Source organism: Flavobacterium foetidum, assembly GCF_004634245.1.
GTDB lineage: Bacteria > Bacteroidota > Bacteroidia > Flavobacteriales > Flavobacteriaceae > Flavobacterium > Flavobacterium foetidum.
In genome coordinates, this window is the sequence record NZ_SJTF01000008.1 from 127394 (window position 1) to 138798 (window position 11405).

Below are 11405 nucleotides of genomic sequence, written 5' to 3' on the forward strand. Positions count from 1 at the left end.
AATGAAATACACTATAGAAAATATAGCTCCAGAAAGTAAATTTTTACTTTTCTGGGGACATCAGCCAAGTCAAGACGGAACGATTACGAAAACCTGCTTCAGCCAATGGTGGTTGAGTTCATTCGAAGTTAATGGTGTGAATTATAAAACCGCTGAGCACTGGATGATGGCGAAAAAAGCCGAATTATTTAACGATCAAGAAATCTTAGAGAAAATCATAAAATGCAATTCTCCAGCCGAAGCCAAGAAATTAGGCCGCAAAGTTAGAAATTACGATGATAAAATCTGGTTAGAAAACCGATTTGAAATTGTAAAAGAAGGAAACTTTCATAAATTCAGTCAAAACCCTGATTTGAAAACGTTTCTTATAAACACTAACGACCGAGTAATTGTAGAAGCAAGTCCGGTCGACCCAATCTGGGGAATTGGAATGGCAAGCGATCACAAAGATGCTTTGATTCCTGAAAAATGGAAAGGTTTGAATTTGTTAGGTTTTGCTTTGATGGAGGTTAGGGATGAATTGAGATAATTGTGTAAAAATGAAAATAGAACTTCTAAAAGCAGATATAACAGAAATTGAGGTTGATGCCATTGTCAATGCGGCAAACACGTCTTTAATGGGCGGAGGCGGAGTTGATGGAGCTATTCACAGAAAAGGAGGGAAAGCTATTTTAGAGGAATGTGTTCAAATTCGAAATAAGCAAGGTGGATGCAAAACAGGAGAAGCGGTTATCACAACGGCAGGAAATTTACCATCAAAATATGTTATTCATACAGTTGGCCCAGTTTGGAATGGCGATAAAGAAGAAAAATCTAAATTATTAGCGAACTGTTACAAAAATAGTTTGAACCTAGCTATTCAAAATAGAATAAAATCTATTGCTTTTCCGAATATTAGTACTGGAATTTATCATTTTCCAAAAGATAAAGCAGCAGAAATTGCAGTAAACACGATAAAAAATTTCGATAAATCAGAAAAAATAGAAAAGGTAATATTTGTCTGTTTCGATGATGAAAATTACAAAATTTATAAAAGCCTTTTGTAGATGTTCCGTCGGAACATTTCATTGGGAGAAAAAAAATATTAAAATGAATGAAAATATAGCAAAGAGCGGCAGCAAGTTTTTAAGTCTGGTGCTCAGACATTCACCAGAAAAAATCGGATTGAAATTAGACGAAAACGGCTGGGCAGATGTCGAGGAATTAATAGCAAAATGTAATAAAAAAGGGAATCGTATGGATGCTGAACTTTTAGATTATGTTGTAGAAAATAACGATAAAAAACGTTTTGCTTATAACGAAGATAAAACGAAAATTAGAGCAAGTCAGGGACATTCGATTTCAGTTGAATTAAATCTGGCAGAAACAGAACCTTCAGAATATTTATATCACGGAACGGTTGGAAAGTTTATGGAAAACATCAGAAATGAAGGTTTGAAAAAAATGAGCCGTCAGCATGTACATCTTTCCAAAGACAAAGAAACGGCAACAAAAGTAGGAAGCAGAAGAGGAGTGCCGCAAATTTTAACCGTTAGAAGCGGCGCCATGTTTAGAGACGGATTCAAATTTTATTTGTCCGAAAACAATGTTTGGCTGACAGATGAAGTTCCTGCAAAATATATTGAGTTTTAAAAATGAAAAATACAATAGAATCTGGTTTGTTTGGTTTGGCGATTGGCGATGCTTTAGGAGTTCCGGTTGAGTTTCAATCCAGAGTTTATTTAAAGCAAAATCCAGTTACTGAAATGTTTGGTTTTGGAACGCATCATCAGCCAATCGGAACTTGGAGCGACGATAGTTCGCTTGCCTTTTGTCTGGCCGAAAGCTTATGCTCGGGCTATGATTTAAATGATATTGCAAAGAATTTTATAAAATGGTATAGAGGTGATTTATGGACACCGCACGGACAAGTTTTTGATATTGGAATAGCAACTCGTCATGCCATTCTTAATATAGCAAAAGGACATCAACCTGATTTATGCGGCGGTTTTTCTGAAAGCGATAACGGCAATGGCTCTTTAATGCGTATTTTGCCTTTGGTTTTTTATCTTCAAAAAGAAAATGATATTGAAATTATCTATAAAAAAGTAAAAGAAGTTTCATCAATTACACACGCTCATTTCCGTTCGGTGTTTGCTTGTTTTATTTATGTTGTATATTGTTTGGAGATTTTAAAAGATAAAGATAAATTCGAAGCTTATAAAAACACGCAAGAAACTGTTTTTGAATTTCTGAAAAGTAAAAGCTTTAATCCTGCAGAGACTCATTTGTTTGATAGGATTCTGAAAAATGATATTTCAAAATATCAGGAAAATGAAATTCACTCATCGGGCTACGTGCTTCACAGTTTAGAAGCCAGTTTTTGGTGTTTTTTAAATTCGGATTCGTATGAGGAAACGGTTTTAAAAGCGGTCAATTTAGGAGAAGATACAGACACAACCGGAGCGATTGCAGGAGGATTAGCAGGTATCTATTACGGAATTGAAGCTATTCCGCAGAAATGGATTGACAATTTGGCTAGAACAAATGATATAAAAGATTTGGCACAACGATTTGAAATAAAATATAAATAATCCTATATGAACCCACTACTATTAACCGACGGTTACAAAGTTGACCACAGAAGACAATATCCAGATAATACCACTTTAGTTTATTCTAACTGGACACCTCGTAAATCAAGAATTGAAGGGGTTGATGAAGTAATCTTTTTTGGATTGCAGTATTTCATCAAAAAATATATCATTCACGATTTTGAAGAGTATTTCTTTAAAAAATCAAAAGAAGAAGTGGTGAAAAAATACGCCCGAAGAATCAATAATTATTTAGGCGAAAATCAGGTTGGTACCAAACATATCGAAGATTTACACGATTTAGGATATATTCCGATGGTTTTTAAAGCATTGCCAGAAGGAGCAAGCGTTCCGTTAAGAGTGCCAATGTTTACGATGTACAATACGATTCCGGAGTTTTTCTGGCTGACGAATTATTTTGAAACTTTGCTTTCTGCCGTAATCTGGCTGCCTTGCAACTCAGCAACAATTGCAAAAGAATACAGAAAAGTATTGGACAAATATGCTGCAGAAACTTCTTCTGTTCCAGAATTTGTAGACTGGCAGGCACATGATTTCTCTATGAGAGGAATGGGCGGCATCGAAGCTTCTTTAACTTCTGCTGCTGGACATTTATTAAGTTTTACAGGTTCTGACACGATTCCAGCTGTCGATTTCTTCGAGGAATACTATAATGCCAACTCAGATCAAGAATTGGTTGCAGGCTCAGTGGCCGCTACAGAACATTCTGTAATGTGTATGGGAACTACAGAAGGCGAGTACGAAACTTTTAAAAGATTGATTACAGAAGTATATCCAAAAGGAATTGTTTCTATCGTTTCGGACACTTGGGATTTATGGAAAGTTTTAACCGATTATCTTCCAAGGTTAAAAGAAACTATTGTTTCAAGAGAAGGAAAAGTGGTAATTCGTCCTGACAGTGGTGATCCGGTTGATATTATCTGCGGAAATCCAAACGGAAAAACAGAACAGGAAAAGAAAGGAGTTATCGAATTGCTTTGGGATGTCTTTGGCGGAACAACAAATACCAAAGGTTTCAAAGAATTAGTTCCTCAAATCGGAGCTATTTATGGAGACAGTATCACCGTAGCTAGAGCCACTCAAATCTGCGAAAGATTAAAAGAAAAAGGATTCGCTTCTACCAATGTGGTTTTAGGAATTGGATCTTTTACCTATCAGTACAACACAAGAGATACTTTTGGTTTTGCTATGAAAGCCACTTACGGAGAAGTAAACGGAGAGGGGAGAGCCATCTTCAAAGATCCAATTACAGACGACGGAACTAAAAAATCGGCCAAAGGATTGATGAAAATCGACTTGATTGACGGAAAGTACCAGTTAAGCGACAATGTTTCTTGGGAAGAAGAAAAACAAGGCGAATTGAAAGAGGTTTTTAGAGATGGAAAACTTTTGGTTGATCAATCGCTGAGTGAAATTAGAAGCAGAGTAAAAAGTGAAGTGAGTATCGAAGCTTCATTATAAAATAAACGAAAGCCTGAATGTAAGTTCAGGCTTTTCTTATTGTGATTAAGTTTTTTGCTTTCTGTTTGTCATTTCGACCGAAGGAGAAATCACACAAGTATTTCCATAAAGAAATTCGCCAATCTTTGTCGAGTTTCTAGTGTGATTTCTCCCTTCGGTCGAAATGACAAGATTGTGTTTATTTCTTATAAAAATTATTATGATCAATATATTCCCAAACTTTCGGCGGAAGCAAAGGCTGAATATTTTTACCTTCTTTAATATTATTTCTAATGAAAGTCGAAGAAATCTCTACAATCGGCGCATCAATAACGTGAATTTTTGGATGCGATTTTAATTCCACATTTTCGGGTTCGTCTGAAATTGCTTCGCCTGTTCGTCCTTTGGCCTCGAGTCTTGGGTAAACATAAATGTGATGATTTTCCAGAATGACTTCATAGTTTCTCCACTTATGAAGCGTTTTCAGATTGTCTTCGCCCATAATCAAAGAAAATTCATGATTTGGGTATTTCTCTTTTAAATGTTCGAGAGTAATTACCGTATAACTCGGCTGAGGTAATTTAAACTCAATATCCGAGGGTTTTATCTTTGGATAATCTTCTGTTGCCAGAAAAACCATTTGAAGGCGTTGTTGATCGTCTAATAAAGTCGCCTTTTTCTTCAACGGATTATGTGGCGTAACAACCATCCAAATCTGATCCAAATCTGCATATTCTGCCATGTGGTTGGCAATGATCAAATGACCAACATGAATAGGGTTGTATGTTCCGAAATAAAGGCCTATTTTCATTTTTTATATTTTCACAGAGATTCGCTAAGATAGCACAAAGATTCGCAAAGTTTTAAAATAGCTTTGCGAATCTCTGTGTTTTTTCTTTGTGTATCTCTGCGGAATAAAAATTATTTACTTACAAAATCCTTAACCAATTGATGCGCCTCCTCTAAAGCTGTTGGCAAATCATAGTTTTTAATAATCACATCAAATTGCGGAGCCGTTGCCAATTCTACAGAAGCTTTTGCAATACGCATATTAATTTTGTCATCGCTTTCTGTAGAGCGTTCTTTCAATCTTCTTTTCAGTTCGTCTACACTTGGTGGTTTTACAAAGACAGCCAAAGTCTGTTCTGGAAATTTATGTTTGATACGCAATCCGCCTGCAACATCAATGTCAAAAATGACATTTTTTCCTAAAGCCCAAATACGTTCTATTTCCGATTTCAAAGTACCATAAAAGTTATCACGATAGACTTCTTCCCATTCCAAGAAATCTTCAGCTTTAATGTGTTTTTTGAATTCTTCTAACGAAATAAAATAATAATCTTTTCCGTGAACTTCTTCTCCGCGTGGGTCACGTGAGGCAGCTGAGATTGAAAATTCAAGATTTAAATCTTCTTGTCCTAATAAATGTTTTACGATAGTTGTTTTTCCCGATCCTGATGGTGCTGAAAAAACAATTAGTTTTCCTTTGTTCATTTTTGTTATGCTTTAGCTTTAGCCATATGCTTCAAGCTGTAAATTTTGGGTGACCTAGTAGGCGTTTTTTACAAAACATTCAAAACCTGTTCCTTAATTTTCTCCAATTCATCCTTCATCATCACAACCAATTTCTGCATTTGAGCATGATTTGATTTTGACCCCATTGTATTGATTTCGCGACCCATTTCCTGAGTGATAAAGCCCAGTTTTCGGCCATTTGCTTCATTTCCGTTCAAAGTTTCAAGAAAATAATCCAAGTGATTGTTTAAGCGTACTTTTTCTTCAGTAATATCTAATTTTTCCAGATAATAAATCAGTTCCTGCTCAAAACGGTTTTCGTCAACATTCACCTGTAGTTCGGAAATAGCGGTCTGTAAACGTTCCTTTATTGCCTCAACTCGCTCAGGATCCAATGCTAGTGCATCATTCATGTACTGGCGTATATTTCCTATTCGGAGGTTGAATTCCTTTTCGAGCGAAACGCCTTCATCCTTTCTAAAAGCAATAATATTTAGCAATGCTTCATCAATAATGACTTGAATTTGTTCCCAGTCATTTTCGTCAATCTCTTCGCGTTCCGTTTTTAAAGTATCGGGCATACGAACGGCCATTTTCATTAATTCGGTTTCATCTGCATCCGGATAAACCTCTCTCAATTGCGCAATATAAGCTTTTACAACAGGTACATTAACTTTAGTTGAAGTCTGTTCGGCAGTACTTTCCACGTAAATAGCAAAATCAATTTTCCCTCTTTCAAGTTTGGTCGAGATTTGGGTTCGCAAACCTAATTCCATTTCGCGGTAAACCGAAGGCATTCTTACGTTTAAGTCTAAACCTTTGCTGTTTAGAGATTTTACTTCAACGGTAATTTTTTTTGCAGGCAATTGCAGAGATGCTTTGCCAAACCCTGTCATAGATTGTATCATATAATTGAGTATAAAGGCGCAAAGATACTAAAAAAGTTTACAGTCAGACTTTCTAGTTGCTTAGAGCGGAGTTTTTAAGAAGGATTTGGGTGTTCCCTGCGGTCGGGCTGTCTGTTGCAATCTTTTTGGAGCAGAAAAAGCTCCAGAAAAAATCCACTTCCATCCCTAACGTGACAGAACGTTATAGAACCTGTTACTATTAGTTTGTTAAAGCTTTAATGACTTCGGCTACATTCTTCTGGCTATTGCCGATGTAAATTTTTCCGTCAATAATAAAAACCGGACGGCTTAAAAAAGTGTAATGTTCTAAAATATATTTTTTAAAATCGGCTTCCTTCAAGTCCTTGTTTTTTAAATCCATCGATTTGTATAATTGAGCTTTTCTGCTAAATAAAGCTTCGTAACTTCCAGCAAGCTGATGCATTTCTTCCAATTGCTCGTCGGTAATTGGCTCTTGTCTGATATCCTGAAAAACCAAATTGTTTTCTGGTAAACTTTTGATGATTTTACGGCAGGTGTCGCACGAAGCTAAATAATATATTTTGTTCATGATTTTATTAATTTGTTAGAATGCAAAGAAAATCCATTTAAAACTTAAAAATGACTAATTTTAGAAAAAAAATGAAATTATGAGTTCAGTTTTTGATGTACAGAAAACAATCAGAGAAATTCTTTTAAAAATCTTAGACAGTCATTCGTTAGAGCAATTAAACAAAATTCCGGACGGGTTTAGTAATAATCTTATTTGGAATATCGGGCATTGTATTTCGTCACAACAAGTATTGGTTTATAAATTGTCTGGTCTTCCAACAATGGTTTCAGAGGAATTTATTGCGAAATACAAAAAAGGAACAAAGCCGGAGGGAGATGTTTCTCAAGCCGAAGTTGATGAAATCAGAACATTGCTTTCGACAACACTCGAAAAAACAAAGAATGATTTTGAAAGCGGACTTTTTGTAGATTATCATGAATATACTACAAGTTTAGGCTATACGCTTAAAAATGTTCAAGGAGCGCTAGATTTTAATAATTATCATGAAGGCGTTCATACCGGAATTGCAATGAGTTTGAGAAAGCTTGTTTAAAAGCAAAATCCCGCCAGAGCGGGATTTTTTATTCTATAATAGTTTCGATTGTTACTTTCATTGCGCCTGCGCCCTTGTTTTTAGTGATTTCCATAAAAGCTCGTTTTGAAAGGTCGATTTCTCGGGTTTTTACGAACGGGCCACGGTCTGTGATTTTTACGATTACAAATTTTCCGTTGGCTTCATTAGTGACTTTTACGCGGGTTCCGAAAGGAAGTTTTTTATGTGCGGCAGTGTATTTGTTGTTGTTGAACCTGCTTCCGTTTGCAGTTCTTCTTCCGTTGAATTTATCGGAATAATAGGAAGCATGAGCGTTTTTTTTATACGGTTTTAAGACAAGGCCTTTGTCGGTAAAAACAGAATCGGTCGGAATGGCAAGTATATTGGGTCTAATAATTTTTGCAGTGTCCTGGTTATTTTTTGATTCAACAGCAGGTTTTGTCTGGCTGTAGGTAAGGCTGCTAATGAAAATTAATGCAATTGTGGCGAATAAAATGTTTTTTTTATTTCTCATAGGTTATTTTTTTTCAGACTTGGGGGAGTTTGTACAAATAATATGCCGAGATAAAAAAAGCCCTGTATTAGGGCTTTTAATTGGTATTTTCTAGAACCAAAGGTTCCACGGAATTCTGCTTAAAATAAGCAATAATCCTAATCCGTAAAATATAGCAAAGGTTTTAAATTTAGCTTCGCTGTTGATTAGTTTTTTATGTTTAGACCACCCGATAGTAATAAGGGCAATCGCAATTAGATTGATTAAAGGATGCTCCAGAGAAGTTAAGCGAGCATTTTTTTCCATGTTTCCTAAAAGATTAAACCCTCTAGGCGACACAAAATAGGTTATAATTCCAATCAAAAATTGTGTGTGTGCACCGATAAGGGCAAATAAGGCAATTTTACGGTCTTTCGCAAAAAAATCCTTTCTTGAAGTTAAGCCAATTACTGAATTTACCACTGCGATAAGCAAAAGCAATAATGCAAGATATGCCCATCCCGAATGGAGGTGTTTTAAAAAATTATACATAAACTCTGTTTTTTGTTTCAAACAAATATAGCAAAAATGACCATAAAAAAACGGCATTAACCTTAAAAGTCAATGCCGTTTTTATTATTTATTTAGATTCTAAATTCTTAGAAATTGTAACGTAAACTGAAGTTCCAAGTTCTTCCTAAACCAAAGAATCCAGTATTAGCAACGTTGATTCCTTTGTAGTTAACTGAAGTTGGCGTTACAGCAGTAGCTGTAGTCAATTCAGATAAATAAACTTCATCAAATACGTTGTTAACGTTAACTCTGAATCCTATAGAATCGTGTTTTCCTTTTCCGATGAACAATTTGTATGAAATACCTGCATCAACTAAATCGTAGCTTGGTAATTCTAAGTTGTTTTTTACAGCTCCAACATTAGAGTATAATTTGTCATAGTATCTCCAGTCTGAATCGATAGATAGATTTTTAACGATTTCATATCTAAATCCTAGACCATAGCTAACTTGAGCACCATCTCCAACTTTTCCACCGTCAACATCTTGTTCTACCTTGTCTAGAGTAGCTAAACTTTCGTCTCTTGTAGTGGTAACTACATTACCTTGATATTGCCAGTCTCCGATAGATACAAAACCTGTTAAACTAAGGTCTTTAATTGGTTTAGCAGCAAAATCTAACTCAACACCAGTATGTACTTGTTCTGTACCTTCGTTTGTTTTATAGATTAAATCTCCTAATTGAAGAGAAGGATATTTAGCAACATCAGCAGCAAGAGCAGTAGTAGATGTTGTTGTAACTCTGTCTTTCCAAGATGTTCTATAAGCATTTACACTTGCAGTAATCACTTTTGATGTGAAAGTATAACCTGCCTCAAGACCGAATATTTTTTCATTCTCTGTTAAAGGGTTAACAGCATTTGTAAAGTTTAAGTAGATGTTATCGTGGTAAGGTTGACGATTGTAGTAACCTGCATTTGCATAAATACTATGATTTTCAGCAAATTTATAGCTTGTCCCTCCTTTTACGTTGTATCCTACATTGTTTACTTTTTTAGAATCTTGATTTTCTGGTAAGTAATCAAATCTGTCAACTCTTTGGTGTGACTGGTTAGAAAGAGATCCTTGGAAGAAAGCAGAGAAGCTATCATTAGAATATTCTAATTGACCAAATACACCTCCATAAGAAATAGTCTCTCCGTAATCGTAATCAATTCTTTGGTCTTCTCCTATAGTTTTGAAAGTTGCAGGCCAAGGTAATGCTCTTCCAATTTCAGTAACGTAATTACTTTTTGAGATACCGCTTGGTTCGCTATTTCCGTTTTTAAGAACTCTTGTGTCTGTCCAGCTTGATAGTCCCATGAAGTCTGCAACTTGTCTAAAGTGCGTTCCTTTGTAAGTTCTTAAATCAAGACCAATGTTTAAAGCTAAGTTGTCTGTTAACTGATTTTTTAAGTTAGATACTAATCCGTACCAAGCGTGATTGTTAACACTTGCTCTAATTACGTATGCACCGTTTGTACTTCTTCCGTCAGCATTACCTGTTCCGTTAATTATAGCTTCGTTGCTTGCATAGATTCCGTCAAAGTTGATTTGTCCTCCTGCTGGAGTTGCTGGTTTAGTACCGTAATTTCCGGTTCCACCACCTCTACCCCAAGATCCGTATAATACGGTAGAAAGCTGTGTTTTATCGCTGATATCGAAATCCCAGTTTAAGTTAGCAACTGGTTTGTGGTAGTAGTTAGTTCTCTCAGACTTATATTTTCCGTCTAAGTATCCCCAGTTGTTATTGTATTTTCTTCCGTATTTCAAATAACTGTCAACAGATTTTGTAAAGTTTTGATCGTGCCATTGTGGAGCACCTGTTAACAAAAAGTTGAAGCTGTGTTTTTCATTAGCTTTATAACCAACAGAGATAAAGTAAGTCTGACCTTCTCCTTTTGTTCCGTCATTGTATCCATCACCTTGCCAGTGAGATAACATTACGCTTGTTCCCCATCCGCTTTTGCTCATACCTGTATTGTAGGCTGCAGTGGTTTTAAAGTAGTTGTCATTTGCAACACCTAAAGATACAAAACCTCCTTCTTGTTTGTCAGTAGCTTTTGTAATAAAGTTAACTGTACCTCCCACAGAAGAGATGGCTAATTTAGATGAACCAAGACCTCTTTGAATTTGAATGGCGTTTGCAATGTCAGACATACCAGACCAGTTAGACCAGTACATTTTACCGTCTTCCATTCCATTAATTGGCTGACCATTTAATAAGAAAGCTGTATTGTCCTGAGCAAAACCACGAACTGTGATTCTAGAATCTCCATATCCTCCAGCTTGTCCTGCAACATATACAGAAGGTGTATTTACCATTGTCTGAGTAACGTCTGCGGTACCAACTTTTGCTTGAATGTCGGCAGCTTTAATTGTAGAAACCGCGATAGGAGTCTTTCTGTCTTTTGCTAAGTCGATGATTCCCTTACCCATAACTACAATTTCTTCTAGCTGGTTGTCATCTGAACTTAAAATAATTGTTCCAAGATTAACTGTCCCGCCATTTGAAACGGCAAAAGAAACTGTTTTTGTTTGATAACCTAAGTAAGAAATTACAATTTCTCCTGCTGTTGCCGAAGTGGTAATTGTAAATTTACCGTCAAAATCACTTGTAGCAGCATCTGAGCTTCCTTTTACAGCTGCATTTGCACCTGGTAATGAGTTTGTCCCATCTGTAATTGTACCTGTGATTTTTCCCTGAGAAAATACGGTCGAAACTATCATAAAGAATAGTCCAGTCAGTAACCAATTTTTCATTTTGATCATTTGTTTTTTCGTTTATTGTTTTTGGCAAAATTATAACAAATTAATCAGTTAATGTTATCGAAATGTTA

The 11405-nt window shown here is 35.8% G+C and carries 13 protein-coding genes; 6 read left to right on the forward strand and 7 right to left on the reverse strand.

What is annotated here, in order from left to right:
• The first annotated feature begins 1 nt into the window (after position 1).
• From E0W73_RS11630 to E0W73_RS11650, 5 genes are read left to right on the forward strand one after another with little or no spacing between them, the layout of a single operon-like run.
• On the forward strand, positions 2 to 529 hold the full coding sequence (locus E0W73_RS11630) for an NADAR family protein (RefSeq protein ID WP_135222252.1): 528 nt from the start codon (positions 2 to 4) through the stop codon (positions 527 to 529).
• Between the two features lie 10 nt (positions 530 to 539).
• Entirely contained in the window at positions 540 to 1046 is a 507-nt protein-coding gene (locus E0W73_RS11635; protein WP_135222253.1) for an O-acetyl-ADP-ribose deacetylase, read from the forward strand.
• A 43-nt stretch (positions 1047 to 1089) separates the two neighbouring features.
• A complete protein-coding gene (locus E0W73_RS11640; RefSeq protein ID WP_135222254.1) occupies positions 1090 to 1632 on the forward strand; it encodes an RNA 2'-phosphotransferase in 543 nt (180 codons plus the stop codon).
• A gap of 2 nt (positions 1633 to 1634) precedes the next feature.
• Positions 1635 to 2573 carry an ADP-ribosylglycohydrolase family protein gene (locus E0W73_RS11645; protein ID WP_135222255.1) on the forward strand — a complete coding sequence of 313 codons (939 nt, stop codon included), beginning with the start codon at positions 1635 to 1637 and terminating at the stop codon, positions 2571 to 2573.
• A 6-nt stretch (positions 2574 to 2579) separates the two neighbouring features.
• Positions 2580 to 4055: a nicotinate phosphoribosyltransferase gene (locus E0W73_RS11650; protein ID WP_135222256.1), complete on the forward strand. Its 1476-nt coding sequence runs from the start codon at positions 2580 to 2582 to the stop codon at positions 4053 to 4055.
• Positions 4056 to 4233: 178 nt separating this feature from the next.
• Here E0W73_RS11650 and nadD read toward each other — a convergent pair whose 3' ends face one another.
• The 4 genes from nadD to E0W73_RS11670 form a co-directional block, all read right to left on the reverse strand.
• Positions 4234 to 4845, reverse strand: coding sequence for a nicotinate (nicotinamide) nucleotide adenylyltransferase (nadD, locus tag E0W73_RS11655; RefSeq protein ID WP_135222257.1), 612 nt, complete (start codon positions 4843 to 4845; stop codon positions 4234 to 4236).
• Between the two features lie 110 nt (positions 4846 to 4955).
• Positions 4956 to 5528: a guanylate kinase gene (gene gmk, locus E0W73_RS11660; protein WP_135222258.1), complete on the reverse strand. Its 573-nt coding sequence runs from the start codon at positions 5526 to 5528 to the stop codon at positions 4956 to 4958.
• Between the two features lie 68 nt (positions 5529 to 5596).
• Positions 5597 to 6457: a YicC/YloC family endoribonuclease gene (locus E0W73_RS11665; RefSeq protein ID WP_135222259.1), complete on the reverse strand. Its 861-nt coding sequence runs from the start codon at positions 6455 to 6457 to the stop codon at positions 5597 to 5599.
• A gap of 199 nt (positions 6458 to 6656) precedes the next feature.
• On the reverse strand, positions 6657 to 7007 hold the full coding sequence (locus tag E0W73_RS11670; RefSeq protein WP_135222260.1) for an arsenate reductase family protein: 351 nt from the start codon (positions 7005 to 7007) through the stop codon (positions 6657 to 6659).
• Positions 7008 to 7086: 79 nt separating this feature from the next.
• Between E0W73_RS11670 and E0W73_RS11675 the strand changes: the two genes are divergently transcribed.
• The gene (locus tag E0W73_RS11675) at positions 7087 to 7542 is read left to right on the forward strand and encodes a DinB family protein (protein ID WP_135222261.1); all 456 of its coding nucleotides are present in this window, start codon (positions 7087 to 7089) and stop codon (positions 7540 to 7542) included.
• A 28-nt stretch (positions 7543 to 7570) separates the two neighbouring features.
• On the opposite strand, the gene E0W73_RS11680 is transcribed toward E0W73_RS11675, so the two are convergent.
• The 3 genes from E0W73_RS11680 to E0W73_RS11690 all read right to left on the reverse strand — a co-directional run bounded on the left by E0W73_RS11680 (position 7571) and on the right by E0W73_RS11690 (position 11328).
• Positions 7571 to 8056 carry a septal ring lytic transglycosylase RlpA family protein gene (locus tag E0W73_RS11680; RefSeq protein ID WP_135222262.1) on the reverse strand — a complete coding sequence of 162 codons (486 nt, stop codon included), beginning with the start codon at positions 8054 to 8056 and terminating at the stop codon, positions 7571 to 7573.
• A 90-nt stretch (positions 8057 to 8146) separates the two neighbouring features.
• Positions 8147 to 8566 carry a hypothetical protein gene (locus E0W73_RS11685; RefSeq protein WP_135222263.1) on the reverse strand — a complete coding sequence of 140 codons (420 nt, stop codon included), beginning with the start codon at positions 8564 to 8566 and terminating at the stop codon, positions 8147 to 8149.
• Between the two features lie 107 nt (positions 8567 to 8673).
• Positions 8674 to 11328, reverse strand: coding sequence for a TonB-dependent receptor (locus tag E0W73_RS11690; RefSeq protein ID WP_317129326.1), 2655 nt, complete (start codon positions 11326 to 11328; stop codon positions 8674 to 8676).
• Between the last annotated feature and the right edge of the window lie 77 nt (positions 11329 to 11405).

Excerpts from the sequence above, each read along its gene's own strand:
- E0W73_RS11640 (WP_135222254.1), top strand. The coding sequence starts at position 1,090 with ATGAATGAAAATATAGCAAAGAGCGGCAGCAAGTTTTTAAGTCTGGTG.
- E0W73_RS11690 (WP_317129326.1), bottom strand. The coding sequence starts at position 11,328 with ATGAAAAATTGGTTACTGACTGGACTATTCTTTATGATAGTTTCGACC.
- E0W73_RS11635 (WP_135222253.1), top strand. The coding sequence starts at position 540 with ATGAAAATAGAACTTCTAAAAGCAGATATAACAGAAATTGAGGTTGAT.
- E0W73_RS11685 (WP_135222263.1), bottom strand. The coding sequence starts at position 8,566 with ATGTATAATTTTTTAAAACACCTCCATTCGGGATGGGCATATCTTGCA.
- E0W73_RS11680 (WP_135222262.1), bottom strand. The coding sequence starts at position 8,056 with ATGAGAAATAAAAAAAACATTTTATTCGCCACAATTGCATTAATTTTC.
- E0W73_RS11675 (WP_135222261.1), top strand. The coding sequence starts at position 7,087 with ATGAGTTCAGTTTTTGATGTACAGAAAACAATCAGAGAAATTCTTTTA.
- E0W73_RS11630 (WP_135222252.1), top strand. The coding sequence starts at position 2 with ATGAAATACACTATAGAAAATATAGCTCCAGAAAGTAAATTTTTACTT.
- E0W73_RS11645 (WP_135222255.1), top strand. The coding sequence starts at position 1,635 with ATGAAAAATACAATAGAATCTGGTTTGTTTGGTTTGGCGATTGGCGAT.
- E0W73_RS11650 (WP_135222256.1), top strand. The coding sequence starts at position 2,580 with ATGAACCCACTACTATTAACCGACGGTTACAAAGTTGACCACAGAAGA.
- nadD (WP_135222257.1), bottom strand. The coding sequence starts at position 4,845 with ATGAAAATAGGCCTTTATTTCGGAACATACAACCCTATTCATGTTGGT.
- E0W73_RS11670 (WP_135222260.1), bottom strand. The coding sequence starts at position 7,007 with ATGAACAAAATATATTATTTAGCTTCGTGCGACACCTGCCGTAAAATC.
- gmk (WP_135222258.1), bottom strand. The coding sequence starts at position 5,528 with ATGAACAAAGGAAAACTAATTGTTTTTTCAGCACCATCAGGATCGGGA.
- E0W73_RS11665 (WP_135222259.1), bottom strand. The coding sequence starts at position 6,457 with ATGATACAATCTATGACAGGGTTTGGCAAAGCATCTCTGCAATTGCCT.